This is a genomic window from Cryobacterium sp. SO2 (assembly GCF_026151165.2).
GTDB lineage: Bacteria > Actinomycetota > Actinomycetes > Actinomycetales > Microbacteriaceae > Cryobacterium.
Window position 1 is genome coordinate 3,458,784 of sequence record NZ_CP117849.1, and the last position, 25,836, is coordinate 3,484,619.

The window sequence follows — 25,836 nt, forward strand, 5'->3', positions numbered from 1 at the left end:
AGCGCCGTTCTACGCTGTTGCGGGGCGCGGTTTGCGGACCGGGGTGCGCTTGGGCTTGTCCGTGTCGCCACTGGAGATCACGCCGTCCGCTGCGGCACCGTCGATGGGTGCCTTCGGTGTGGGCATGTTGATCGGGGGCAGGTCCGACACGGGTCGCTTGTCGCTGGAGAGCCACTGCGGGCGCGGCGGCAGCTTTTCGACGCCGGCGAAGATCTCCACCAGAGCGGTCTGGTCGAGTGTCTCGTGCTCGAGCAGCTTCGCGGCCAGGTCATCGAGGATCGCCCGGTTGGCGTTGATCACCGTGTAGGCCTCGTCGTGGGCGTTCTCGAGCAACTGGCGCACCTCGGTGTCCACCCGCTCGGCGAGCCGCTCGGAGTAGTCGCGCTGGTGGCCCACGTCACGGCCGAACATCATCTCGCCTGAGCCCGAACCGAGCTTGAGCGGTCCGACATCGGAGCTCATGCCGAACTCAGTGACCATCTTGCGGGCCGTGGCGGTGGCCTTCTCGATGTCGTTCGAGGCGCCGGTGGTGGGGTCGTGGAAGATGATCTCTTCGGCAACCCGGCCGCCCATGGCATAAGCGAGCTGGTCGAGCAGTTCGTTGCGGGTGACCGAGTAGCGGTCCTCGAGCGGCATGACCATGGTGTAACCCAGGGCACGGCCGCGCGGCAGGATGGTGATCTTGGTCACCGGGTCGGTGTTGCGCATGGCCGTGGCCACGAGCGCATGCCCGCCCTCGTGGTAGGCGGTGATCAGCTTCTCCTGGTCGCGCATCACCCGGGTGCGGCGCTGCGGGCCGGCCATGACGCGGTCCACGGCCTCATCGAGGGCGCGGTTGTCGATCAGCTGCGCGTTGGAGCGGGCCGTGAGCAGCGCGGCCTCGTTGAGCACGTTGGCCAGGTCGGCGCCGGTGAAGCCAGGCGTCTTGCGGGCGAGCACTTCGAGGTCGACACCGGCGGCCATCGGCTTGCCCTTGGCGTGCACCTCGAGGATGCGCTTGCGGCCGAGCATGTCCGGCGCATCCACGCCGATCTGCCGGTCGAAGCGCCCGGGGCGCAGAAGCGCGGGGTCGAGGATGTCGGGCCGGTTGGTGGCGGCGATGAGGATCACGTTGGTCTTGACGTCGAAGCCGTCCATCTCCACCAGGAGCTGGTTGAGGGTCTGCTCGCGCTCGTCGTGGCCGCCGCCCATGCCGGCGCCGCGGTGGCGTCCGACGGCGTCGATCTCGTCGACGAAGATGATGGCCGGGGAGTTCTCCTTGGCCTGCTGGAACAGGTCGCGCACGCGGCTGGCACCGACACCGACGAACATCTCGACGAAGTCTGAACCGGAGATCGCGTAGAACGGAACGCCGGCCTCGCCGGCGACGGCGCGGGCCAGCAGGGTCTTACCGGTTCCGGGAGGGCCGTACAGCAGTACACCCTTCGGGATACGGGCGCCGACGGCCTGGAACTTCGCGGGCTCCTTGAGGAAGTCCTTGATCTCCTGCAGCTCCTCGATGGCTTCGTCCGCTCCGGCGACATCGCTGAAGCTCACCTGCGGGGTCTCCTTGGAGACCAGCTTGGCCTTGGACTTGCCGAACTGCATGACCTTGTTGCCGCCGCCCTGCATGCCGGAGAGCATCAGCCAGAAGAAGGCACCGATCAGCAGCACGGGCAGCAGGATGCCGAGCAGCGACAGGAACCAGCTCGACTGGGGAACCTCGTCGGTGAAGCCGTCCTTCGGGTCGGCGGCCGTGACGGCGTTGACGACCTCTTCACCACGGGGAGCGACGTAGTAGAACTGCACCTGCTCGCCGTAGGTCGAATCCGCCTTGGTGAGGGTGAGGTCGACGCGTTGTTCGCCGTCGACGATCTTCGCCTCGGAGACCTTCCCGTCCTTCAGGAAATCCAGTCCCTGCTGGGTGGAGATCTCGCGGAAGCCCGACATGGTGAGGAGGCTCGACCCCACCCAGACGGCGATGACAGCCAGGATGATGTAGAGGAGCGGCCCGCGCAGAAGTTTCTTGACGTTCATGGTGGTCACAGGCTACCGCTCTCGTACTGGGGGAACACCGAGTGTTCGCCCAAAGGTGAACTGGAGGATGTCGTACGGCTGTGAACCTACTCGCCGGTGGAGTACACGTGCGGAGCGAGCACGCCGACCGACCGCAGGTTGCGGTACTTCTCGGCGTAGTCGAGGCCGTAGCCCACGACGAACTGGTTGGGGATGTCGAAGCCCAGGTACTTCACGTCGATCTCGACGCGGGCGGCATCGGGCTTGCGCAGCAGGGCACAGATCTCCAGCGACGCGGGCCCGCGGGACTTGAGGTTGGCCATCAGCCAGGACAGGGTCAGGCCGGAGTCGATGATGTCTTCGACGATGAGCACGTGGCGGCCGTGCAGGTCGGTGTCGAGGTCCTTGAGGATCCGCACGACGCCGCTGGACTGGGTGCCAGAACCGTAGGAGCTGACGGCCATCCAGTCCATCGTGACCGGGTGCACCAGTTCGCGGGCCAGGTCGGCCATCACCATGACCGCGCCCTTGAGCACGCCCACCAGCAGCAGGTCCTTGCCGGCGTAGTCCGCTTCGATCTGCCGCGACATCTCGGCCAGGCGAGTGCGGATCTCGGCCTCCTCGATCAGGATTTCGGTGAGGTCGCCGTCAATGTCACGAGGTTCCATGGGAGCGGAAGGGTCCTTTGTTTTGAGTGTGTCGAGGAGCTGAAAAAACGAGCATCCCCCCCTGCCGTTCCACTCTAACGCCTGGCAGGTCGAGCGCATTCTGCCCGTGCCAGTGCGTCACGAGCCGCGAGACGGCCAGCGTGTGGCTGCGTTCGAGGGACACACCGAACTCGCTGGCGACCACGTGGCGGATCATCCGCTGCCGGATGGCGGCCGGATTTGCGGCCAACGCTGCGACGGACACGCCGATGCCGGCCTCCGCCGGTTCGCAGATTTCCGGGGCGAGTTCGCGCACCAGGGCCTCGAGGGCGTCGGCGTCTTCGCGCAGGATCTCGGCCGTGCGGGCGAGTGCCTCGGCGATGCCGGGGCCGAGCTCGTCCTCGAGCACGGGGAGCACCCGTTCGCGCACCCGCACCCTGGCATACCGGGCATCGAGGTTCTGGGGGTCAGACCAGGCGTCCAGGCCGGCGTCCAGGCAGGCCTGCCTGGTCTGGGCGCGGCGGATGCCCAGCAGCGGCCGCCGATACGGCCCGCTGACCGCGGCCATGCCCTGCAGACTCGTGGCACCGGAGCCACGGGCCATGCCCAGCAGCACGGTCTCGGCCTGGTCGTCGAGGGTGTGCCCGAGGAACACGGCCACGGCCCCCGTGCCGGAGAGCGCGTGTTCGAACGCGGCGTAGCGCGCCGTGCGGGCGGCCGCCTCCGGTCCGTCGCCGCCGGCATCCGTCACGGTCACCGGAACGATCACAACCGGATCGAGGCCGAGTCGCCTGGCCTGGTCGGCCGCGGCGGCGGCGACGGCGGCCGACCCGGCCTGCAGCCCGTGGTCGACGATCACGGCGCCGGCGGTGAGCCCCGCCCGCGGCGCCTCGAACGCCGTCGCCGCGGCCAGCGCCAGCGAGTCCGCTCCCCCGCTCAGGCCCACCAGCACCAGGCCCGCCTCCGGCAGGAGCTCACGCACGGCGCGGCGCATGTCGGCGATGGCCGGCGACAGGCGCGGGCGGCGAATGGACTCCATCCAGTAACGTTATCCGCAGACTTCGAATAAGGGAGAGAGACGGCCATGGCCGAATACGACGCAGTCATTGAAATCCCACGCGGTAGCCGCAACAAGTACGAGGTGGACCACGAAACCGGTCGGGTCTACCTCGACCGGGTGCTGTACACGAGCTTCGTGTACCCCACCGACTACGGGTTCTTCGAGAACACCCTCGGGCTCGACGGCGACCCCGTCGACGTCCTGGTGCTCCTGGACTTCCCGCTGTTCCCCGGCGTCGGCGTGTCCGTGCGCCCCGTCGGCGTGTTCAACATGACGGATGACGGCGGTTCAGACGCCAAGGTCATCGCTGTTCCCGCCGGCGACCCGCGCTGGGACCACATCCAGGATGTCACCGACATCCCGGAGTACACCCGCAAGGAGATCGAGCACTTCTTCGAGCACTACAAGGACCTCGAACCCAACAAGTGGGTCAAGACCGAGGGCTGGGGCGACGCCGCTGAGGCCGACCAGATCGTGCGAGACGGGCTCAAGAAGCTCGTCGAAGAGGGTCACTGACCCGCACAGCACCGCTGAAACGACCGAAGCCGCGTCCCCTAGGGGACGCGGCTTCCGTCATTCTGCCGAACGGCGTCCGTCAGGACGGCCGGCCCACATACGGTGCCACCTGGCCGGGCGACCAGATGCTGTGCACCCGCACCGGCGCGGTGGGGTTGGGCGCTTCGAGGATCTGCCCGCCGCCGACGTAGATCGCCACGTGGTAGTAGTCGCCGGGCACGCCCCAGAACAGCAGGTCACCCACCTGCACATTGGAGAGCGAGACGAGTTTTCCCTGGCTGGCCATGGTGTTGTACTGGTTGGTGGCGGAGTGCGTTCCAATGTAGATGCCGGCAGCGGCATACGCCGCCTTGGTCAGGCCGGAGCAGTCCCACACGTCGGGGCCGGAGCCGCCGAGCGCATACGCGTCGCCGAGCTGGGACTGCGCGAAGGCCACTGCGGTGGCCACGGCGGAGGCGCTCGGCGCGGCGGGGGCCGCGGGCGCCGGAGCCTCGATGGGCGTGGACCCGCCGGAGGCCGGCGCGCTGGCGGGCTCTTCTGCGGCCGGGGCCGCGGGAGCCGCCGGAGCGGCCGGAGCGGCAACGACGGGAGCCGCCGGAGCCGCGGGGGCAGCCGGGGTCTCCGGAACGGACTCGGCCGGTGGCTCGGCGGCGGCGGCCTCGGCGGCAGCGGCCTGCGCCGCGGCGAATGCGGCGGCAGAGGCGGCGGCATCCAGCCCGGTCTGGTACTCGCGTTCGACCTCGGCGGTGGTGTCCTTGAGCAACGCCAGCTGTTCGTACAGCTCGGCCGACTTCTTCAGCTCTACGTCAAGCGCCGCCTGGGCGCTCACCGCGGCGGCGTTCGCGGAGTCGTACTTCTCCTTGGATTCCACGGCCAGGCGCTTCCGCTCCGCGGTGGCCGCGGCGGCCTGGGCGATGAGGGATTCCGCGGTGTTCTTGTCCTGCACGGCCTGCCGGTAGATGGTCTCCGACTGCTCGCTGAGCTTGCTGGCGGTGCCGAGCTGGCTGAGCAGATCGTCTGCGGTGTTGCCGTTGAGGAAGAGGTTCAGCGAGAGGTCCTGGGCACCGGTCTTAGCCAGGTGCGCGGCGATCAGGCCGGCCCGCATCTTCGACGTGTCTGCGGCGGTCTGGGCGACGGCGGACTGCTTGTTGAGGCTGTCCTCGCGCGCTGTGGCCGCGTCGAGGTCGTCCTGCGTGATCCGATAGGCCTCAGCGGTCATCTGCGAAGCGCGCGACGCCGCCGAGGAGGACTCCTGCAGCCCGTCGAGCAGGCCGGTGAGATTCGTGATCTCCGTGGCCTTGGTGGCCTCACTCTCCTTGGCCTTGGCCACCTCGTCCCAGCTCGGGTAGTCCTCGTCGGCAAATGCCGGCGCGGCGACGCCGGCTGCGGCGGTCACGGAGCCGATCATCGCGGCGGACAACAGTGCTGCCGAGGTGCGCCGTGAGCGGCGGATGGGTGTGGTGTCAGCCAAGTGGGACTCCCCTATCGGACATGAACGGAACGGCATTGATGCGGTTGCCGCCGGTGCGCACCTCGAAGTGCAGGTGGCAGCCGGTGGATGCGCCGGTGGTGCCTGAGCTGGCAATGTTCTGCCCGACGTCCACATGCTGGCCGACCGAGACGAAGATGCCGCCGTCGCGGATGTGCGCGTAACCGGTTTCGACACCGTTGCCGTGGCTGATCAGGATGAAGTTGCCGTAGGTGCCGTATCGGCCGGCGTAGGTGACGGTGCCGGTTGCGGCAGCGTAAATGGGGGCACTGCAGCCGGTGCCGATGTCGGTGCCGTAGTGGAACGAGCCGCTGCAACCACCGCTGCAGATCACGGCGCGCGGGCCGTAGCCGCCCGTGATACGGCCTCCGGCCGGGACGGCCCAGCCCTGGGTGCCGATCTGTCCGCCGGCCAGGCCGGCCCCCGCGGTTCCGGTGGCCGCCCCGCTGGACGAGTTGGCCGCGGACGCTGCGGCGGCCGCGATCGCCGCCTGCCTGGCCCGCTCGGCTTCCTCGGCCGCGATGCGCGCCCGTTCGATCACGCCGGCCTGGTAAGCGGCCGCCGTGGTGGCCTCTGCGTCCTGCATAAACTGCAGTTGCGCCTCGAGCTCAACGCTCTTGGCCTCGGACTCGGAGAGAGCGCCCGCCGCGGCCTCCGCCGCCTCCTGCGCTGCGGCCATGGCGGCCTCTGCGGCGATGCGGAGGGTCTCACGCTCGGCCTGGGCGATGGCGGCCTGGTCGCCGAGGGACTGCGCGGTGTTGTTCGCGGTCTGCGCCTGCTCGTAGACATCGGTGCTGCGCTCGACGAGCTTGCTCATGCTGCCGAGCTTGGACAGCAGCTCGTCGGCGCCTTCGCCGCTCTCCTGACCGTCGATGAAGAGGTTCACGCTGAGGTCACTACCGCCGGTGCGGTAGAGCTGGGCGGCCAGCTGACCGGCCTGGCGGGTGGCGGCGTCGGCCTCGGTCTTGCTGGCGTCAGCCTGGGTCTGCAGGTCGGTGGCACGGCGGCTGGCGTCGTCGAACTTCTCCTGGGCCTCCTGCAGTTCGAGCCCGCGGGCCTCAGCCTCGGCCTGGGTTCGAGTCACCTCGGCCTGCAGGCCGGCGATGAGGTTCTGGATCTCGGTGACCTGGTTGGCGGCGGCGGCGGTGTTGGACTTAGCGTTCTGGAGGTCGTCCCAGCTGGGGTAGTCCACGGCCATGGCCGGACTGATCGGGCTGGCGAGGGTTACCGCGAGAGTGAGGGCCGCGGTGAAACCGGTGATGCCCATTCCGAGCCGGCGGGCGCTCGAGCCCGGCCGGGCCTGGTGCCGTCGGGTCGGCCGCATCCGGTGCAGACCAGCCTTCATCGTGCGGCTGATCACGGTTGCCGTGCGCTTCATAACTCCCCGATCGGGCTTTTGTTAGTCACATCCGTCACTGTGGTAACACTCGTCACAATAACAAACCCGGCTGAACGCCCAGGCTCGGTCAAAAATCTAACCCGCCGACCCCCGAAAACCCGAACCATTCGCGGGCGCGGTGCGAAGCGACACGCCGAACCGGTTGGACGCCAAACCGGTCGACTCGCCCGGAATCATTGGGCACACGGCCCCCCGGCGAATTCCGCCCGACGCGCCGGAGTGGGCCGATTTGGGCAATCGGCCTTTTGCCACTTATGATTATGCGTCGGAAGTTGTCAAGCTTCCGGCGAGCAAGGCCCCATCGTTTAGCGGCCTAGGACGGCGCCCTTTCACGGCGTTAACACGGGTTCGAATCCCGTTGGGGCTACGCATACTGTAGGTTGTACTAGGCAAGAAAAGTAAGACAGAAACACCAGCACCACAGCACGACATGTAACAAAGTTTGGCCCTGTAGCGCAGTTGGTTAGCGCGCCGCCCTGTCACGGCGGAGGTCGCCGGTTCAAGTCCGGTCAGGGTCGCCAAGGCGACAGGCCCTTTCGAAAGAAGGGGCTTTTCGTCCTTTCGAAGGCGTCTCTTGCAGCCGCATTCGAGGCCCTGTAGCTCAGTTGGTAGAGCGTTCGACTGAAAATCGAAAGGTCACCGGATCGACGCCGGTCGGGGCCACTGGCCATTCCCTGGGCTTCTACCGGGGGGTGGCCTTCTTTTATGCCCGCAAGCCGTGAGCTGAACCCCCAAAGCGGGCGCGTTCGGGGTTCTTCTCACAGCTCGCGGATGTATGCGACGATGTGGGCATGACACGCTCTGCTTCCGCGCATCTCGAGCTCGAAGCCCTCGGGGCCGCCGAGCTGGTCCTGTCCATCACCGTCGCCGCGGATGCCACCGCCACCGAGCTCCTGCGGATCGTGCAGAACGGCATCCAGCTGGAATACCGGGAGACCCTCGACCAGCACGGCACCCGCCTGCAACTCATCTCGGTGCAGGCCGGCCGGATCGACATCGACTACACCGTCGAGGTCACCGGCGAGTCCGAGGCGCCCGAGGTGAGCGACATCGACATCGTGCGGTACCTGCGGCCCAGCCGGTACTGCGAGTCCGATCACCTGTGGCCGACCGCCCAGGCCGAGTTCCGCGGGCTCACCGGCACCGCGTTGCTCGAGGCGATCACCGCCTGGGTCGGCTCCCATCTCAGCTATGTGCCCGGCGCCAGCCTCCCCACCGACGGCGCCGTGCGCACCCTGCTGGCCCGGCAAGGGGTGTGCCGTGACTACGCCCACCTGGTCATCGCCTTCCTGCGCGCACACGACGTGCCGGCCCGGCTGGTCTCCGTATACGCGCCGGGGCTGTCGCCGATGGATTTCCACGCCGTGGCCGAGGCCTATCTCGACGGCGCCTGGCAGGTCGTCGACGCGACCGGTCTCGCGCCGCGCCAGTCCCTCATGCGCATCGCGACGGGTCGGGACGCAGCTGATACCGCCTTCCTCTCCTCGGCCGGTGCCGCCGTGCTGCTGAATGTACTCACGGTAACGGCCGTGGCCGACGTACTGCCCCGCGACGATGTGACCGAGCTCGCGCGGTTGCGCTGATAGATCTGCTCGCCGTCAGGGGCCAATGACGGCGGGTGACCAGGCGTGTTCGATGAGTCGCTCCGGCGCCCCGGTCCCGTCCGCAGGGATCGACCAGACGTCGCTGTCCCCCGGAGCATCCGCCCGGGCAAGGCCGTAGAGCAGGGTGGAGTCGTCCAGCCACTCCACCTGATCGTCGACGCTGCGATCCTCGGGCAGCACTATCTGCCGGTTGGTCGCAAGGTCGAGCACGGCGATGTTCCAGTCAGCGGCGGATGCCGCGTCGACACGGGTCTTGTACGCCACCCTGGTGCCGTCCGGCGACAGCGACGGACACTCGGCGTTGTCCCGGATCGCGACAAGAGTGCGCGCCGCCAGATCGCCCCTCAGTAACCAGGTCTGGCCGCCGGACGCCCCGGTGGCGTAGAAGGTGTTGTCGTCCGTGCCGAAGGTCACCCCCCAGAAGTTGCGGTCCGCGCTGGTCACGGGGTCTCCGTTCACGGTCAGGGTGAAGTCTTCGAGGTCGACCGGGGCGGCGGTGCCTTCCAGCGCGACGATCGTGGTGGAGATGGAGAAGCCGATGGTGGCGTATGACTCCCCGGTGATGAACGCGCTGTACGCCACCAGCCGGCCGTCGTCGGAAAACCGGGTGCGGCTCGGCACTCCGGGCAACGGCCAGGTGGCCAGCGGCTGCCACTGGCTGTCGTAACTGGTGGCCGTGAAGGTCGTGACCACACCGCGGTCGATGCTGAGGCAGATACGGCTCGATGCTGTTGCGTCGACCCGGTCGCAGGCGACCGGCATCAGAGCTCGTTCGCCAGAGGGGTCGTCCCGCGACACGCTCGCCACCGCGCCGTAACCGGCACCCTGGGCGGTGTTGCGGAACAGTATCGCCGCCTCAGTGTCGCCCATGCCTGCCGGGGCGGTGACGGTATCGACCTCGCTGGGCGCTGCCTGCCTGGCACGGTAGCCGAGGAATTCGGTGCCCGCGTAGGCCAGGACGGCGATGAGGATGGCGACCGCGCAGGTCGCCGCCACTGCCCGGCGATTCACCGAGCCGCCGGTCCCACCGGCCTGGCCGGCCTGCGCAGAATGAACCAGGCCACGGGGAGCATCAGCAGCAGGGCAGCGGCGAAGCCGAACAACGCCTGGGTCGAGCCGACCGCGTACCAGAGCACCCCGAATGCCGCCGAGGCCAGGAACCGGGCGACGGCGACGACCGTCTGGGCTCCAGCCAGGCTGGTGGCGGTCGATCCCGCCGGCGCGAACTGCGCGGCCAGTGCGGCGAGCACACCGTCGGTCGCGGCATAGAACACACCGAGCAGCAGCAAGCAGATGATGGTCGGCGCCACGGTGCCGAGCGGCACTGCGGCGCACAGATACGCGGCGGCGAGGGCGGCGTGGCCCCCGACGAAGACCCTGGCCCGCCCCCAGCGGTCGGCCAGCCGGCCGAGCGGCACCGCGAAAGCGAGGAACACCACGTTGGTGCCAACGTAGAGCAGGGGAAACCAGGCCGCGGCGAAGTCGGTCCTGGCCTGCAGCGCCAGATAAACGAAGCCGTCACCCACGGTGAACAGGCCGCAGAGCCCGGCGACCAGGAGCACCTTGCGCAGCCCAGGGTCGGCCAGAGCGCGCCACCTGAAGGACGGGCGCACCGCTGTCGCTGCGTTGGTGACGTTGGGCGGAGAGCCGATGGCTCCGACCGGGTCGCCCCTGGCAGGCTCGGGCGGGGCCGGGTACGGCGCCGGGTGGCGGGGAACCAGCAGCCCGAGCACCACCAACCCCACCAAAGCACACCCCAGCGACAGCACAAAAACTGTGCTGTACCCGGTTGGCATCAGCAATAGCACCAGGAAGGCCAGCAACGGCCCGGCTGCAGCGCCGATCGTGTCCAGCATCCTGTGCACACCGAACGAGCGGCCGAGGTCGTCCGGGAGCGACGCGGCGGTGATCATCGCGTCCCGCGGCGCCGTGCGGATGCCTTTGCCCAGCCTGTCCAGGGTGACGATGCCGACAATGGCCCCGAAACCCGTGGCCATCAGGAAGCCGACCCGGGCGAGCGCCGAGATGCCATAGCCCGCTACAGCCACCCATTTCGGTTCCGAGCTTCGATCGGCGGCCCACCCGCCGAAGATCCGCACGATCGCACTGACCCCCTGGTAGAGGCCGTCGATGACTCCGTAGGCGATCGGCGACAGACCGATGACGGTGGTGAGGTACAGGGGAAGGATCGCCGCGACGGACTCCGACGAGATGTCGGTGAGCATGCTGACGATGCCGAGGCTGACCACGACCGACGAGACCCTCGTGGTCGCGGTGCCTCGCCGTCTCGGGGACGAACCACGGTCCGCAAAAGAGATGTACATGTGCGCCGCCCGTCAAGCCCCGGAGGGGCAGCTGGGCCCCGGCTCAGACGGCGACAAGAGTTGCCAGGATCGAGTAGCCGCAGCCTCCGGCGGCGCTCGGCGTCAGTGTCACCGTCACGCTTTCCGCTCCGCGGGTATAGACCCACGCCGTTGACCCACCGACGGCCGGGGCCGGGGCCGGCTGCAGAGCGACCTGACCGAAGATCTCATCGAAGTATTCCCGAACGGTCTCCGGCGCTTTCTGGCTGGTAGCCGTGAACGCCGCCTGCACGTTGGCCCCCTCCGAGGTCACCATGGATGCCGAGACCCGCGAGTCCGGGGCCGGCTTGATGAAGCTGGGGAATCCGGCGACGAGTTCCCCCTCCGCGGTGGCTGTGGGCGGTGCGGGGGCCGGCAGGAGAGGGGCGACCGATTCTGACGGAGGCAAGGCCGGCTCCTCGGCACCGTCACCGGCCGGAGGCTGCACCTCGACCCCCGAGTCCGGGTCGACGGCGGGACCTTCCGCCAGGGGTTCCTCAGGTGCGGCGCTCGACGTCGAGGTGCCGCCCGGTGGCGTGGCGGCGGCATCCGGTGCCGCCGACGTTGGACCGGCAGGAGTGTCGCCCGCGCCATCAGGCTGGGCCGACGAGCTGGGTGTTGCGCCCGCTTGCGTCGGACTTCCGGTCAGGACAGGTCCCCCCAGTGGCGCCAGGGCAGCCACCGCAATGCCGCTACCAGCGGCGACCGCAAGTACCAATCCCAGCATCAGGCCGCGACGGCGGGCGAGAGCAGTCATCGTCCTCCCCCCTCTCGATCGACCGGCGGCGTCGGTGCAGACAGTATCCGGGTCGCCCTGCGGTTGCGACCCTCGTTTGTGGGGCAACGGCCCCGAATATGCCCTCTGGCCGGGGGTGCCGCTCGCCCCCGAACGGGTCACAGCGGGCCAATACCCATCCGAGTATGGTCTGGTCGTATCAAGCTGAGAGATCGTCAGTTCGTGACCAGTCCTCCAGCCCGCGGCTCCAGTGATGGCGGGCCCAGGACCACCCGAGGCTCCACCCGTACACCCGAACGGCAGGGAATCACCGTGACTCTCCCCCGACTACCCACCCGAACCCCCAATCCCTCACCGCCGCAACCGGGAGCAGCGCAGCCGGTCCCGCCCGGATGCGGACGCGATGATGGACATCGCCACTACCGCCGACATCGACCCCACGGCCGTCATCGGCCCTGGTAGTGCGATCTGGCACCTCGGCCAGGTGCGCGAATACGCCCTGCTCGGCCCCGGATGCACTGTCGGCCGCGGAGCGTACATCGGTCCTGGGGTGATCCTCGGCAAGAACTGCAAGGTGCAGAATTACGCTCTCCTCTACGAACCGGCTCTCCTGGAGGACGGGGTGTTCGTGGGCCCCGCGGCCGTTTTCACGAACGATCAGTTTCCGCGGGCGATCAACGTCGACGGTTCGCGAAAGTCGGCCGACGACTGGGTCCTGGTGGGAGTAACGGTGCGTACGGGGGCATCAATCGGGGCCCGGGCGGTCTGCGTCGCGCCGGTGACCGTCGGGCGCTGGGCCATGGTGGCCGCAGGCGCCGTGGTCACGCGGGACGTGCCGGACTTCGCCCTGGTTCGCGGCGTGCCCGCACGGCAGGTCGGTTGGGTGGGTCGAAGCGGGATTCCTCTGACGAGGGAGGGTGCCGGGGAGTTCAGCTGCCCGGCAACCGGCGAACGCTACCTGGAACACGAAGGGCAACTGACCCTCCAATGACATCCCCACCCCCCACTCCCGCAGCGCAGCGGCGTGATCCCACCGACCCGGCACGGGTGGACGCCCTGGTGACCCTCGCCGTGCGCGGCCTTTCTGCCTCGTTCATCCCCGACAGCGGCGGTTTCGCCCAGACCATGCGGGCCGTGCGACTCCCGGACCGCATCGACCTCGTTCGCGAAGGTCAGAGCCTCCGATACGCCGCCATCGTCGCCCTCGGTTTGTCCCGGCTCGGCGGCAGGGACCAAGCGAGCGTGCTGGGGTCTGTCACCCTGCCCGAACTCGTGACCGCGCTGACGGAGCAGGCCGCCCACGATGCAGACCCCGGCGCCATCGCTCTCGCGGCCTGGGCCTCGGCCGAAGCCGCCGGCGTTGCGCACGACGGCCTCATGCAGCGAATCGAGCGTCTGCTCACCGGCGCCCGCCCGTTGCCCACCGTCGACGTCGCCTGGATGCTCACCGCGGCCGTCGCCTCCGACCGAGCCGTCGCTGCTGCGCCGACGCTGACGGCGCCCGGCATCACCGACCGGGCCCGGCGCGTCACCCTGTTGGCGCGTGACCGGCTCCTGGCCGCCCAGGGGGAAGCGGGCATTTTCCCGCACGCGCTCCCCGCCCGGTCGCTGGGGCGCTGGCGCGCCCACGTCGGTTGCTTCGCCGACCAGGTGTACCCCATCCAGGCGCTGGCCCGGCTGGCCGGCCTCACCGGTGACGCCATAGCGCTGGCCGCGGCCAACCGCGCCGCCGCACAGATCTGCGCCCTGCAGGGTGCGGCCGGCCAGTGGTGGTGGCACTACGACGCGCGCCTGGGCACCGTCGTCGAGGGATACCCCGTGTACAGCGTGCACCAGCACGCTATGGCGCCGATGTCCCTCGCCGACCTCGCGGCAGCCGGTGGGGACGACCACGCCGACGCCATCCGGCTGGGCCTGGATTGGCTGGAGACCCATCCTGAGGTCATCGACGATCTCATCTCCACCCAGTGGGCGCAGGTGTGGCGCAAGGTCGGCCGCCGTGAACCCGCGAAGGCCGCTCGCAAACTCTCCGCCGTCACCACCTCGATCCGGGCCGACTGGCATCTACCCGGACTCGATACTGTGCTGCCGGCCAATCAGATCGACCACGAATGCCGCCCGTATGAACTGGGCTGGCTCGTCTATGCCTGGGGATCCACGGACCGACCCGGCCCGCTCCGAGGAACGGAGGACTGACCATGTCGCACGACTCAACCACCGACCATTCCCGGGATACGCACAGCGCCCGGCAGCCTCTCTTCGGCCTGGAAATCGACGCCCTGACCATGGGCGAAGTGCTCGACCGGGCCCAGCACGGCACCGAGGAACACCTGCGGTTCCTGATCGGCGTCGTCAACGCCGCGAAGATCGTCAAGATGCGAACGGATACGCAGCTGCGCTCCTCGTTGCTCGAGGCCGACGTGCTGCTTGCCGACGGCCAGTCAGTGGTCTGGGCCAGCCGAATCCTCGGCCACCCGCTGCCGGAACGGATCGCCGGAATCGATCTTTTCGAACGGCTCCTCGAAGCGGCGAACCGCGAGAGGCGCTCGGTCTACTTCCTGGGCGCCAGAAGAGAGGTCCTCGACCAGCTACTGGAGCGGGTAAGAATGCGGTATCCCCGGCTGATCGTCGCCGGCAGCAGAGACGGCTATTTCGCCGACAGCGAGGCCGCCGGCATTGCCGCGACCATCGCGCACAGTCGGGCCGACATGCTGTTCCTGGGCATCTCGTCGCCGAAGAAGGAGAACTTCCTGGCACGATACGGCGCCGAGCTCAACGTGCCCCTCCTGCACGGCGTCGGCGGGTCATTCGACGTGTTGGCCGGAGTCACTCGGCGCGCTCCAGAGCGCTGGCAGCGTCTGGGCTTCGAGTGGGCCTACCGCCTCTTGCAGGAACCTGGCCGGCTCTGGAACCGGTACCTCTTCACCAACACCGCGTTCATCGCACTCACCCTGAGGGAGCGCATCCACCCGACGACGACGTACACCGTGAACGGGCCGACTACTGCACAGCGAACAGAGACGGGCGACCCCGAAGATGGATGACACCTTCACCGGACGGGTTGCAATCCTGGGCCTGGGATACATCGGGCTGCCCACAGCCGTGGCCCTGGCCACCCGCGGAATCGAAGTCGCCGGCGTCGACATCAACGAGGCGATCGTCGAGGCGGTGTCACTCGGGCGGGTTCCGTTCGTGGAACCCGACCTCGCGATAGCCGTGAGCGGCGCCGTCAGTGTGGGCCGGCTCACCGCCTCAACGGTCGTGCCCGAGGCCGACGCCTTCATCATCGCCGTGCCGACCCCCTTCCTGCCAGACCATTCGGCCGACCTGTCCTACATCAGGGCTGCCGTCGACCAGATCGCCCCCAACCTCAAGCCAGGCAACCTCGTTGTGCTCGAATCCACTTCCCCGCCGGGCACCACTGACCAGGTCAGCAGGTGGCTGGCCGTCCTGCGGCCCGACCTGCGGTTTCCGCACGAGGTCGACGGAATGTCCGACGTCTGCGTTGCGCATTGCCCCGAACGAGTGCTTCCTGGCCGGATCATGATCGAGATGATCACGAACGACCGGGTGATCGGTGGCATCACCCGCCGCTGCGCCGACAAGGCGGCTGCCCTGTACCGGGTGTTCGCCCAGGGCAAGATCCTCACGACCGACGCCGCCAGCGCGGAGATGGCGAAGCTGGTGGAGAACGCCTACCGGGACGTCAACATCGCGTTCGCCAATGAGCTGTCGCTCATCAGCGAGCGGCTCCGGCTCGACGTCTGGGAGATCATCGGCCTCGCCAACCACCATCCCCGGGTCAACATCCTCAGCCCGGGGCCGGGTGTGGGCGGGCATTGCATAGCCGTCGATCCGTGGTTCATCGTCGGCGCTGCGCCCGACCTCGCGCGCATTATCCGCACCGCGCGTGAGGTCAACGATTCCAAGCCCCTGCACGTGGCACAGCAGGTCGGCGACAAGGCCTCACGGTTCCGGGAACCGACCGTGGCCTGTCTTGGCCTGTCGTTCAAGGCCAACGTGGACGACATGCGGGAGAGCCCGGCAGTAGATGTCGTGGTCGCCATCGCCGACGCCCACCCCGACCTCGACATCCGGGTCGTGGAGCCCTTCACGCTCTCCCTCCCGGCCCGCCTCGACGGGCGGATAAATGTGCGCCTGCAGGACCTGTCGGGGGCGCTCGACGACGCCGACATCGTCGTCCTCCTCGTCGACCACGATCAGTTCACCTCGATCCCGAAGACGCGCCTGGAAGGCCGGGTGGTCTTCGATACCCGGGGCGCCTGGCGCTAGGGTGGCGAGAGGGAGGACCTGGCTGATCGTGGCGGCAGGCTCAGTTGCCGTCATCGTTGGCGCGGCCCTGGCAATCACGGCGCTGCAGGCTCCCCCACCCGCCCCATCCGCGGTGCCGGCACCGACCATAACTCCTGCTCCCGTGCCGACAACGGCACCTGGGCCTGCCCCAGGGGCCGCCTTCGCCGGGCCAGGGAACACCGGCCCATTCGCTGCAGGATTCGCTCCCACCTCCGGATACGCCGGGCCGATGACCGTCACCGTCGACGGAACGGTGATCACGAACCGAGTCATCCCCGCCGGCCTGGTCATCGCGGCGAACGACGTGACCGTGCAGGGCAACATCATCGAGGGCCCCACCGCGCTGTCCTTCGACCAGGCGGCCCTCCGGGTGGAAGGGGAGCGGGTGAAGATCCTCGACAATCTGATCAGGGGAACCTCGGCATCCGACTGGACCCAGGACCCGATCAACGGTGTGAAGTTGGTGGGCGCGTCGGTACAGTTCGCGCGAAACGACGTCAACCACATCGCCGGGGACGGCATCAGCCTGTATGGCGAGGGCGCCACGGTCATCGGAAACTGGGTTCATGACTTCGTGGTGCGCGACGGGGGCGCTCACTACGATGGCCTGCACTACCCCACGCCAGGGAACGATCAGGCCATGGCCGCCCTCATCCAGGACAACACCATCGAACTCTGGGTTCTCGGTTCGGTCGACAGCGGCATGACTGCGGCCCTCGGACTCCCCGATCTCTCGCCGGGCATCGTGGTCGACCACAACCTCATAGCTGGAGGCAACTATGCCCTCATGGGAGGCGGCCCCGGCACGACGATCACCAGAAACCTGTTCTGGACCAAATTCTCTGACGAGGTCGGCTTCTATGGCCCGGCCGCGTACGTGGGAGAGAGCGGCGACGTCGTGTGGACTGACAACGCCTATACGGACGATGGCTCAAGCGAGGGCGCTCCCCTCGGGCCGTAGCCGCGCGGTCGCGATCGCGCTAACGTCCAGACACGACTCGTGCGGGGCAACGACTCAGGAAACGGTGGTGGCAGGTGCGCGTGGAATTCGGTTTCCCCGCAGAGACGGATCTCGGCGAATGGACCTCGGAACACGCCAACGGCCGCAGGCCGGACGCCCTTCCCTACGGGATGAACAGGCTTCGCGACAGCGGCATCGACCTGGTCACGTCTGCGCTGCCTCGACTGAGCGCGCCGGACAAGGGACGGCTCCTGGCCGGGCTCGTGTCCCGCGACGCGTCTCCGGACTGGTCTATAGCCTGGGACGAGCATGCGGCGCTTAGGCTGCGCGCTGGCGGCCACGGTGAACGATTCGCCTTCGGGGTGGTCTGGGCCACAGAACGGGACCGGGGTGCGTTGGCACGTGCTCGCGCCGGTGCCATCCTCCGCATGCTGGGCACGCCTGACCTCGTCTGGGTCACGAGTGACGCCCAGCTTGAACCGCTGCGAAAGATGGTCGGACCACGAGTGCGGGTTGAATTCTTGCAATTCGGCGTCGACACGGACTTCTTCGTCGGCCGCGAGCAGCCACAGGAACCCGCCGTCCTCTCGGTCGGCAACGATGCGGACCGGGACATACCGACCCTGCTGTCCGCCCTCTCGATCGTGCATGGCGAACGACCGGAGGTGGCTCTTCGCGTCCAATTCACGGGTGATCTGGCGGTACCGGCCGGCGTCACCCGGCTGCCCCTGATGAGCCACGCCGCGCTCAGGGAAGAGTATGCACGGGCGAGCGTCGTCGCGGTCGCCACCCGGCCCAACCTGCACATTTCCGGACTGACGGCGACCCTGGAGGCAATGTCCACCGGGCGTGCGGTGGTGGTCACAGACAGGCCAGGGGTTCAGCGCTACGTCGGCCACGACCGGTGGGGATTGCTCTCTGAGCCCGGAAGCGCCGACGCCTTGGCGTCGAACATCCTGAGCGCCCTCGACCCGGCCCGCGGAGCGCGTTTGGGCGCCGCCGGGCGCCGGGCCGCCGTCGAGGAGTTCAACACGGCCACAATGGCTAGCCAGCTGGCGGTGCTTCTGAGTGGCCACAGTTTCTGAGCGACCACAGCTTCCGAGCGACCACCCCCGGAGGCCGGGTCACACCGTGACGGCATCCCGCGTTGCAGCCACGAATTCCACCGGCCGCTCACCGATGCCGAAGTAGTGCTCGATGGCCCCGACAATCCTCCCGGCGGCCTGGCCGTCGCCGTACGGGTTGATGGCGTGCGCCATCACCGCGTAGGCGACCGGGTCGGTGAGTAGCTCGGTTGTGGCGGCCACGATACGGTCTTCATCGGTGCCGATCAGGCGCACCGTATTGGCGATGACGGCTTCGGGTCGTTCGGTCGTCTCCCGCAACACCAGCACCGGCTTTCCCAGGCTCGGCGCCTCCTCCTGAATCCCTCCGCTGTCGGTCAGCACGAGTGTGCAGGCACCCATCACATACGCCAGGTCGACGTAATCCAGCGGCTCTGTGACCAGTACATTCGGCACCCCGACCAGGGCAGGCAAGAGCGCTTCCCTGACTGTGGGGTTCAGGTGGGCTGGGAGCACGAAAAGCACCCCGGGGAAGCGGTGGGCAAGCCGGGCAATCGCGCGAGAGATGCCGACCATCGGAGCACCCCAGTTCTCGCGCCGGTGGCTGGTGACCAACACGACGCGCTCGGCGCGATCCACCCGGGACAACACCGGGTTGATCGGGGCGATCTGGCGTGCCGTGACGTCCAGCAGCGCGTCGATCACGGTGTTCCCGGTGACGTGGATGGTGTCGGGCCGGATGCCCTCAGCGAGGAGGTTCGCTCGCGAGGTGGGCGTCGGTGCCAGGTGCAGCGATGCCAGGGCGGTGGTGAGGCGACGGTTGATCTCTTCGGGGAATGGGTCGTAGCGGTCCCCCGTGCGCAATCCCGCCTCAACATGGGCAACCGGGATACGTGCGTAGAAGGAGGCGAGCGCCGCCGAGAACACTGTGCTGGTATCCCCTTGCACGACCACCAGGTCGGGCCGGCGCTCCTGAAGGATCGGGCCGAGTCCCGACATCACCAGAGAGGTGATTCCGGCCAGATCCGGTCGGCCCGTCAGAACGTCGAGGTCGTAGTGGGGGCGGATGCCGAACAGGGTGTTCACCTGGTCGAGCATCGTCCGATGTTGGCCGGTGACGACGATCACGGGATCAAGGCTCTGAGACGCGTCCATCGCACGCAACACCGGTGCCAGTTTGATCGCTTCCGGCCGAGTTCCGTAGACCACAAGGATGGTGAGCATGAACGCCCCAATGCTTCATCTGTCGAGAGCAGACTCCCTGATGAAAGCCCGCATCCTGCTGAGTGACGCTTGGCCAGATCATGGTGGGAACCCCGACCGCTCAACCATGATAATTCCTCATCAATCGAGTGAGGTATCCCCCGTTAGGGGACTTGATTCTTCCTCACAGGTGACCTTCGAGAGAGTTCCAGGCTTCCGGTTTCGTTTGTTTTCCTCGGATGGGCAATGTAAGGATGGGCTTTCCGGCGGGCCATTTGGGGGGCGTCTTCCCGTCGGTTTCCCGGCACTTTGAATCCCTACGTTCTCTGGGTCCACGTTCCTATGTACTTGGAGATGTTCCATGCAATTCCGAACCATTCATTCCCGCCCGCGATCGGCAATCGCGGGCGTGGCAGTCGCCGCGGCCGCCTCATTGGCGCTCGTCCTCGGCGCGGCCGTTCCGGCCACCGCGCTTCCTCTCGCCTCTGCCACGGCACCCGCGACCGAGACCCTGTGGGGCACAAAGGCTCCTCCTGGGGCCGTCGTCGACAGCGATCGTGCCAGCGTCGAGTTGGGCACGACCTTCACCGCCAAAAAGGCCGGCCAGATCCTCGGTGTGCGGTTCTGGAAGACCGCCGAGAACAGCGGAAAGCACACGGGTACCCTCTGGTCGGCGAGCGGAGCGAAGCTCGCCACGGCCACGTTCACGGCCGAAACAACCAGCGGCTGGCAGACCGTGCGCTTCTCGACTCCCGTCTCGGTGAAGGCGGGGACTCGCTACGTTGCCTCCTACCACGCCCCCAACGGGCGCTACGTGGCCACCACCAAGCTGAACGCGCCGGCGGTTTCGACCACCTCCCTGTCGGTCGCGGCCGGCAGCGGAACGTACGCGTACGGTTCGGCCCCGGCATTCCCGACGAAGTCCTGGAATTCGGCCGGTTACTGGACGGATGTCGTCTTCTCGGCCTCCAGCACGTCCACCTCCGCACCGACGCCGGTTCCTGCACCCACAACGGCTCCGACCACGACGCCGAAGCCGACTACGACCCCGACTCCGACTCCGACGCCGAAGCCGACCTCGGCGCCTGCCCCCGCGGCAGGAGCGTTCGCCGGGGCCACGAATACCGGTGCCGCTGCAGCCGGATTCAACCCGACCCAGGCGTACACCGGCCCGTTGACCGTCACCGTCCCCGGAACCGTCATCACGAACCGCATCATCCCGGCCGGTTTGCGCATTGAGGCCGACGACGTGACTGTGCAGGGCAACATCATCCAGGGGCCCACCGAAGTCTCCTGGGACCAGGCCGCTCTGCATGTCACCGGTGACCGCGTCAAGGTGCTCGACAACGACATCCGGGGAACGTCAGCCACAGACTGGACCAAGAACCCCATCAACGGAGTGAAGCTGGTCGGCGAGTACCCCGAATTCAGCCGCAACAATGTGTCCCGGATCGCCGGCGATGGCATCAGCATCTACGGCGACAACGCGAAGCTCGTCGGCAACTGGGTGCACGACTTCACCTTCCGTGACGGCGGCGTGCACTACGACGGCCTGCACTACCCCGGCCAGGCCGGAGACGACACCACGGAGCCTGCCCTGATCAAGGACAACACGGTTGAGCTGTGGGCCTCGGGCGGAACCAGCGGCATGACCGCGGCCATGGGATTCCCCAAGATCGCTTCGAAGATCGTCGTGGACCACAACCTGGTCGCCGGCGGGAACTACTCGATGTGGGGCGGCGGAAGCGGCATCACCTACAAGAACAACATGTTCTGGACCAAGTTCTCGTCGAAGGTCGGCTATTACGGTCCCACCGCCTACATCGGTGAGGTGGGTCCGGTGACCTGGACCAACAACTCGTACACCAACGACGGCAAGACCAGCAGCGCTCCGATGAGCAGCTACTGATCTCAGGCCGCCCCATCGCCCCCGATCGGGCGTAGGCGTTCAGGGAGTGGGTCCGGCGATGCCGCGGCCCACTCCCATCAGCGCACGCGCTGCCGCCCGGCGAACAGGCCGGTTGACCCGGATCAGCTCACCCACCAGTGCGCCGGCCCAGAACAAGGTGCTCGGCACCCGGCCGTGCCTCGACCTGAACAGCTTCACCCGGTTGCGGGAGAGTAGGGCAAACAGCGCGGCGGACTCATGGGAGTCGCCCTCGAAATGCACCGCGACAGCGGCCGGTGTGTAGCGCAGCTCAAAGCCGGCGTCCCTGGCTCGCAACGCGAAATCGGTTTCCTCCGAATACAGGAAGTACGACTCGTCCCAGGGGCCGACCGCCACCCAGCAGGGCCGTGAAATCAGCAGCGCCGCCCCCGTGGCCCAGTCCGCCCGTCCGGGCCGGTCGTACAGTTCTGGGCGCTCCTCCACCTCGCCCAGCGCCGGGATGCGGCCCGCGCGATGGCCCCCGAGCATGGCTTCACCCCAGGCGCGCGCGACGGTCGGTTCCCGGCGGAGGGATGATCGAAGCGCACCGAACTGGTCGGTCAGCCGGGGGACGACGATTCCCGCGCCCGTTGTGTGCATCTCGTCGACCATGGCCTGTATGGCGCCCGGCGCGAGCCTCACGTCAGGATTGACCAGCAGGAAGGCGTCGGCCCCTTCGGCCGAGACCATGCCCGCGTTCGCGCCGGCAGCGTAACCGGCGTTGCGGCCCGTCTGCACGATCTGTGCGTCGGGCATGAGGCTCCGGACAAGAGCCACCGACCCGTCCTGGGAGGCGTTGTCGACCACGATCAACCGCACACGGCCATTGACTTCGGATGCCTGTACGGACATGATCAGGTCGCCCAGAACCGCGGCGCTGTTCCAGGTCACAACGATGACGGCCACTGTAGTGTCCGTCGTGGGACTGTACGGCATCTGCTGGACCCCCTGGGCTTGTCGAGGCATTATGCACTGCAGGTGGCGTCACCGCCAGCCGACCCGGCAGTCGATCGCCGACAATCCGCATTTGGAGGCCCCCGTGAGTTCACCGCTGATTGCCACGGTGATCGTGCCCGCGCACAATGAGGAGTCCGGGCTTCGCCGACTTCTTCCGCAGCTCCTGGGGTCCGCCGCAGCCGGTGAGGTCAAGGTCATCGTCGTCTGCAACGGATGCACAGACCGAAGCGCTGCCGAGGCGCGCTCGTTCGGCCCGGATGTCGAGGTGGTCGAGCTGCCGGTGCCGTCCAAGGTCGCGGCGTTGGAGGCAGGCATGGCCGTAGTGGGCGACTTCCCGGTCGCCTTCGTGGACGCGGATGTCGTGCTCACCACCGACGGCCTCCGGGCCCTCGCCGCCCAGCTGAGGCATCCGGGGGTGCTGGCGGCCGCCCCGCGACGGGAGCTGAAGCGCGAGCGGGTGTCCTGGGCCGCCCGCTGGTACTACGACGTCTGGGAACGGCTGCCCACCGTGCAGGCCGGACTCTTCGGTCGCGGAGTCATCATGCTCTCGACGGCCGGTTTCAGCCGGATTGCCGCGCTGCCCCGATTCATGTCTGATGATCTGGCCTATTCCGAGGCGTTCAGGCCCGGTGAACGCCGCATCGCCCCCGACGCCATCGCCGAGGTGTGGCCGGCACGCACGTGGCGGGCGCTCCTGAACCGGCGCATCAGGGTGGTTCGCGGCGTGAACGAATTGAATCGTGCCGGTCGGCTCTCCGCGTCGGCGTCGACCGGGCCTCGCGACCTGCTGCGCATCGTCCACAACGAGCCCCTGCTGGTCGGCCCGCTGCTGCTCTTTCTGATCACGACGGCTGTCGCCCGGTGGGTGGCTCGCAGCGCCACGCCGGGGCCACTCGCCTGGAACCGCGACGACTCAAGCAGGACAGCGTGACGACCAGGCGGCCTGGCCGCGCCGATGGCGACGTCGGCAGCCAGGACTGGGATGGGCTGGTCGTGATCGCGGCCGGTGTTTCCTGGGATGACACCTGGTTGAGCGAGAAACACCTCGCGGTCCACCTGTCCCGCCACGTACCCGTGCTCTATGTGGATCCCGCTCTCTCGCTGCTCACCCCACTCGGGAAGCCAGCCCTGAAAACATCGACTCGCGGTCCGAGGCTGCGGGTGCTGGCCCCGAACCTGGCTCGGCTCACGCCGCTCACCCTTCCCGGTATCAGCCGGCCCGGATTGCGCGAGCTTGCAGCATGGTCCACCAGGCGGGCGATAGCCGGGGCGGTACGGGCACTCTCGGCGAGGGCCGACGCCCTGGTCGTGGCGTGCCTCGATGATGTCTTCAGTTCCTGGCCCGGGCTCAAGGTTCTCTACGGAACCGACGACTGGGTCGCAGGCGGCAGCCTGATGGGACTGTCGCCTGAGTGGCTGCGGCGCCGGGAACGAGAGCAGCTGCGGATGGCCGATGAGGTCACCGCCGTGTCTGAACCTCTCGCCGCCCGATGGTCGACCATGGCACGCTCCGTCGCCGTCATCCCGAATGGCTGCGACACCGATCACTTCAGCCAGACGGCATCAGCCCTCCCGGCCCCGGAGGTGACCCTTCCTGACCCCATCGCAGGGTTCATCGGACACCTGTCGGAGCGAATCGACCTGGAGGCTCTGGAACGTATCGCCGAGACCGGCACGTCGCTCCTCCTCGTCGGCCCCCGTCAGCCCACCTACGAGTTGGAGAAAATGGAGGCCCTGCTCGGCCGGCCCAATGTGCAGTGGGTCGGTGCGCAACCGTTCGACCGTCTGCCGTCCTTCATGAACCGCATCGCCGTCGGTCTCACACCGTATTCCGACAGCGCGTTCAACCGGGCCAGCGACCCCCTGAAGACACTCGAATACCTGGCGGCCGGCAAACCCGCGGTGATCAGCGACCTGCCCAGCACCCGGCGGATACCGGCCGACCTTGTCGATGTCTGCACGAATCCGGCGGACTTCGCAGCACGAGCCCTCGACGTTCTCCGGCGGCCGCCTGATGCGGACTTGGTCCGGCGTCGCATGGCCTACGCCCAGGGTCAGGGCTGGGATGCCAGGGCCCTCGACTTCCTCAGCCTGATCACGAAAGCGCGCGCGCCGTCGGCGCCGTCCGCCGGCTGAGGTCCGGGGGCAGGCGGGGCAGGTGTCGTCTCGGCTGCCCCGCGGCACCGAGCAGAGCGGCAGTGACAAGCAGCCCGATGAGCCCGGTAGCGGTGGCGGCCCGCAGCCGGCTCCCCCCTTCCTCACGAACCTGGATCGCGTCGGGGTTCAGCGTCATGCGCACGCGGGCACCCTCTGGAACGCTTTGCTCGTCCTGCATGCTCGCGAGGACAGTCTGGATCTGTGCGACGGCCGCATCGGCGAGGGCAGAGGCCTCACCGGACGTCGCCGCGACGGCCTGCACGTCGAGGATCGGGTCGGTGAACTCGTACTCCCACTGCCCGCCGAGATTCGCGTGCCGAACCACATAGCCCTCATGCACTCCCTGACTGGCCAGGGTGACGTCCGGCGACACGGCATCCGCCCGCACCGTCTCCCCCGAATCACGAATCTGGCGAGCCACGACCCCGGCGAGGTCGACCAGAGCCTCGGAGGTTTGGGCGTACCCGTTCGGCTCCAGGGAGACCGGTGCCAGCAGAACCACTCCCACCCTGGCGGAGTAGACCGGGGGTATGGTGGCGACCCAGAGCACCGCCGGTGCGGTGAGGAGGAGACCGGCGACGATCACGGCCGAGCGGCGCAGCGTGTTCCATTCCCCGAGCCACGCCGTCATCCGCCACCTGAAATCTCTCGACAATCCCGAGCAAGCTTTGCGAACGCATCATATACTCGCGCTACATTCCAGCAATGCCCAGAGAGGACTTCCGTGAAAGTGTCCGTGTGGCTCCGCGTGATTCGTCGAATTTGGTGGGTCCTCCTCGGTGGTGGCATCGTCACGCTCGGGCTGGTGAACCTTACTTTGCACCTCGTGCCGTTGACCTATGACGTCACCGCCTCCGTCGTGCTCCTCCCACCCATCACTTCAGTCGAGGCCAACGGCAATCCCTTCCTCGACCTCGGCGGACTTGACGTCGTAGCCGGCGTCCTGGCCACGGCGATCACGGATTCCGAGTCCACCGAGAACGTCGCTCCCGCCGGCTCCGGGGCCAGCTACACCGTTCAGAAGGACGCCAGTGTGTCCGGTTCAGTTCTGCAGGTTGCGGTGACCGATACCTCGCCGGACGCCGCGTTCAGCACCCTGGATGCCGTCCTCACCCTGGCGAAAGATCGCCTGGAGGAACTGCAAGTGTCGGTGTCGGCCCCCGCCGAGGACCATGTCCAGCTGATGGTGATCACGAACAACGTCATCGCCGAACCCAACACATCGTCGCTGATCCGAACACTGATCATCGTTCTGGCCGCCGGTCTCGCGGCCACGGTCGCGCTCGCCGTCGCCGTGTATTACCCGTTGCGTCGGCGCGACTCGCTCTCGGATGAAACGATCGATGCCCCGGTCGGCGCTGAACGAGTGCCGGCCGACCTGGACGAATCGGCCGAACCGGCAGGGCCGCCGGCGTCGACCGAGACCGGGGATACAGCGACGCGTGTTCCGGTACGCCGGTGATAC

23 protein-coding genes and 3 tRNA genes are annotated in these 25,836 nt (G+C 67.9%); 15 read left to right on the forward strand and 11 right to left on the reverse strand.

Annotated elements, in window-relative coordinates; translation table 11 throughout:
• Positions 1–9 precede the first annotated feature (9 nt).
• The 3 genes from ftsH to tilS all read right to left on the reverse strand — a co-directional run bounded on the left by ftsH (position 10) and on the right by tilS (position 3,681).
• Positions 10–2,016: an ATP-dependent zinc metalloprotease FtsH gene (gene ftsH, locus BJQ94_RS16345; RefSeq protein ID WP_265398549.1), complete on the reverse strand. Its 2,007-nt coding sequence runs from the start codon at positions 2,014–2,016 to the stop codon at positions 10–12.
• 86 nt (positions 2,017–2,102) lie between these two features.
• Positions 2,103–2,663: a hypoxanthine phosphoribosyltransferase gene (hpt, locus tag BJQ94_RS16350; RefSeq protein WP_265398548.1), complete on the reverse strand. Its 561-nt coding sequence runs from the start codon at positions 2,661–2,663 to the stop codon at positions 2,103–2,105.
• A complete protein-coding gene (gene tilS / locus BJQ94_RS16355; protein ID WP_265398547.1) occupies positions 2,650–3,681 on the reverse strand; it encodes a tRNA lysidine(34) synthetase TilS in 1,032 nt (343 codons plus the stop codon). The genes hpt and tilS overlap by 14 nt, the downstream gene beginning before the upstream one ends.
• A 45-nt stretch (positions 3,682–3,726) precedes the next feature.
• Between tilS and BJQ94_RS16360 the strand changes: the two genes are divergently transcribed.
• A complete protein-coding gene (locus BJQ94_RS16360) occupies positions 3,727–4,218 on the forward strand; it encodes an inorganic diphosphatase (RefSeq protein ID WP_265398546.1) in 492 nt (163 codons plus the stop codon).
• A gap of 79 nt (positions 4,219–4,297) precedes the next feature.
• Here BJQ94_RS16360 and BJQ94_RS16365 read toward each other — a convergent pair whose 3' ends face one another.
• Together BJQ94_RS16365 and BJQ94_RS16370 are read right to left on the reverse strand one after the other, a co-directional pair.
• On the reverse strand, positions 4,298–5,689 hold the full coding sequence (locus BJQ94_RS16365) for an NlpC/P60 family protein (protein WP_265398545.1): 1,392 nt from the start codon (positions 5,687–5,689) through the stop codon (positions 4,298–4,300).
• The gene (locus BJQ94_RS16370; protein WP_265398544.1) at positions 5,682–7,085 is read right to left on the reverse strand and encodes a M23 family metallopeptidase; all 1,404 of its coding nucleotides are present in this window, start codon (positions 7,083–7,085) and stop codon (positions 5,682–5,684) included. Before BJQ94_RS16370 ends, BJQ94_RS16365 begins: the two co-directional genes overlap by 8 nt.
• A gap of 315 nt (positions 7,086–7,400) precedes the next feature.
• Here BJQ94_RS16370 and BJQ94_RS16375 point away from each other — a divergent pair.
• The 4 genes from BJQ94_RS16375 (at position 7,401) to BJQ94_RS16390 (ending at position 8,689) form a co-directional block, all read left to right on the forward strand.
• Positions 7,401–7,473: transfer RNA gene (locus BJQ94_RS16375), tRNA-Glu, on the forward strand.
• A 77-nt stretch (positions 7,474–7,550) separates the two neighbouring features.
• Positions 7,551–7,627, forward strand: a tRNA-Asp gene (locus BJQ94_RS16380).
• A 69-nt stretch (positions 7,628–7,696) separates the two neighbouring features.
• Positions 7,697–7,769, forward strand: a tRNA-Phe gene (locus BJQ94_RS16385).
• A 128-nt stretch (positions 7,770–7,897) separates the two neighbouring features.
• Positions 7,898–8,689: a transglutaminase family protein gene (locus BJQ94_RS16390; RefSeq protein WP_265398543.1), complete on the forward strand. Its 792-nt coding sequence runs from the start codon at positions 7,898–7,900 to the stop codon at positions 8,687–8,689.
• Between the two features lie 15 nt (positions 8,690–8,704).
• On the opposite strand, the gene BJQ94_RS16395 is transcribed toward BJQ94_RS16390, so the two are convergent.
• From BJQ94_RS16395 to BJQ94_RS16405, 3 genes are all read right to left on the reverse strand, one after another.
• The gene (locus BJQ94_RS16395) at positions 8,705–9,721 is read right to left on the reverse strand and encodes a hypothetical protein (RefSeq protein WP_265398542.1); all 1,017 of its coding nucleotides are present in this window, start codon (positions 9,719–9,721) and stop codon (positions 8,705–8,707) included.
• Positions 9,718–10,959 (reverse strand): MFS transporter, encoded by a 1,242-nt coding sequence (locus BJQ94_RS16400; RefSeq protein ID WP_345893454.1) that lies wholly within the window; start codon positions 10,957–10,959, stop codon positions 9,718–9,720. Before BJQ94_RS16400 ends, BJQ94_RS16395 begins: the two co-directional genes overlap by 4 nt.
• 118 nt (positions 10,960–11,077) lie before the next feature.
• A complete protein-coding gene (locus tag BJQ94_RS16405) occupies positions 11,078–11,461 on the reverse strand; it encodes a hypothetical protein (protein ID WP_265398540.1) in 384 nt (127 codons plus the stop codon).
• A gap of 730 nt (positions 11,462–12,191) precedes the next feature.
• Between BJQ94_RS16405 and BJQ94_RS16410 the strand changes: the two genes are divergently transcribed.
• The 6 genes from BJQ94_RS16410 to BJQ94_RS16435 all read left to right on the forward strand — a co-directional run bounded on the left by BJQ94_RS16410 (position 12,192) and on the right by BJQ94_RS16435 (position 18,148).
• Entirely contained in the window at positions 12,192–12,779 is a 588-nt protein-coding gene (locus tag BJQ94_RS16410; protein WP_265398539.1) for an acyltransferase, read from the forward strand.
• Positions 12,776–13,984: a hypothetical protein gene (locus BJQ94_RS16415; protein ID WP_265398538.1), complete on the forward strand. Its 1,209-nt coding sequence runs from the start codon at positions 12,776–12,778 to the stop codon at positions 13,982–13,984. The genes BJQ94_RS16410 and BJQ94_RS16415 overlap by 4 nt, the downstream gene beginning before the upstream one ends.
• A gap of 2 nt (positions 13,985–13,986) precedes the next feature.
• Positions 13,987–14,832 (forward strand): WecB/TagA/CpsF family glycosyltransferase, encoded by an 846-nt coding sequence (locus BJQ94_RS16420; RefSeq protein WP_265398537.1) that lies wholly within the window; start codon positions 13,987–13,989, stop codon positions 14,830–14,832.
• Positions 14,825–16,081, forward strand: a complete 1,257-nt coding sequence (wecC, locus tag BJQ94_RS16425) for a UDP-N-acetyl-D-mannosamine dehydrogenase (protein ID WP_265398536.1) — start codon at positions 14,825–14,827, stop codon at positions 16,079–16,081. The genes BJQ94_RS16420 and wecC overlap by 8 nt, the downstream gene beginning before the upstream one ends.
• Positions 16,082–16,331: 250 nt before the next feature.
• Positions 16,332–17,063: a hypothetical protein gene (locus BJQ94_RS16430; RefSeq protein ID WP_265398535.1), complete on the forward strand. Its 732-nt coding sequence runs from the start codon at positions 16,332–16,334 to the stop codon at positions 17,061–17,063.
• A gap of 80 nt (positions 17,064–17,143) precedes the next feature.
• On the forward strand, positions 17,144–18,148 hold the full coding sequence (locus tag BJQ94_RS16435) for a glycosyltransferase family 4 protein (protein WP_265398534.1): 1,005 nt from the start codon (positions 17,144–17,146) through the stop codon (positions 18,146–18,148).
• A gap of 39 nt (positions 18,149–18,187) precedes the next feature.
• Here BJQ94_RS16435 and wecB read toward each other — a convergent pair whose 3' ends face one another.
• The gene (gene wecB / locus BJQ94_RS16440; protein WP_265398533.1) at positions 18,188–19,351 is read right to left on the reverse strand and encodes a UDP-N-acetylglucosamine 2-epimerase (non-hydrolyzing); all 1,164 of its coding nucleotides are present in this window, start codon (positions 19,349–19,351) and stop codon (positions 18,188–18,190) included.
• A 388-nt stretch (positions 19,352–19,739) separates the two neighbouring features.
• Here wecB and BJQ94_RS16445 point away from each other — a divergent pair, with 388 nt between their 5' ends.
• A complete protein-coding gene (locus BJQ94_RS16445; protein WP_265398532.1) occupies positions 19,740–21,239 on the forward strand; it encodes a DUF4082 domain-containing protein in 1,500 nt (499 codons plus the stop codon).
• A 39-nt stretch (positions 21,240–21,278) separates the two neighbouring features.
• Here the strand turns inward: BJQ94_RS16445 and BJQ94_RS16450 are convergent, their stop codons facing one another.
• The gene (locus tag BJQ94_RS16450; RefSeq protein ID WP_265398531.1) at positions 21,279–22,163 is read right to left on the reverse strand and encodes a glycosyltransferase; all 885 of its coding nucleotides are present in this window, start codon (positions 22,161–22,163) and stop codon (positions 21,279–21,281) included.
• A 133-nt stretch (positions 22,164–22,296) separates the two neighbouring features.
• On the opposite strand from BJQ94_RS16450, the gene BJQ94_RS16455 reads away from it, so the two are divergent.
• Positions 22,297–23,145: a glycosyltransferase gene (locus tag BJQ94_RS16455; protein ID WP_265398530.1), complete on the forward strand. Its 849-nt coding sequence runs from the start codon at positions 22,297–22,299 to the stop codon at positions 23,143–23,145.
• Positions 23,142–24,350, forward strand: coding sequence for a glycosyltransferase (locus tag BJQ94_RS16460; RefSeq protein ID WP_265398529.1), 1,209 nt, complete (start codon positions 23,142–23,144; stop codon positions 24,348–24,350). The genes BJQ94_RS16455 and BJQ94_RS16460 overlap by 4 nt, the downstream gene beginning before the upstream one ends.
• Here the strand turns inward: BJQ94_RS16460 and BJQ94_RS16465 are convergent.
• Entirely contained in the window at positions 24,310–25,002 is a 693-nt protein-coding gene (locus BJQ94_RS16465) for a hypothetical protein (RefSeq protein ID WP_265398528.1), read from the reverse strand. The genes BJQ94_RS16460 and BJQ94_RS16465 overlap by 41 nt on opposite strands.
• 117 nt (positions 25,003–25,119) lie before the next feature.
• Here BJQ94_RS16465 and BJQ94_RS16470 point away from each other — a divergent pair, with 117 nt between their 5' ends.
• Positions 25,120–25,833: a hypothetical protein gene (locus BJQ94_RS16470; protein WP_265398527.1), complete on the forward strand. Its 714-nt coding sequence runs from the start codon at positions 25,120–25,122 to the stop codon at positions 25,831–25,833.
• Positions 25,834–25,836 lie beyond the last annotated feature (3 nt).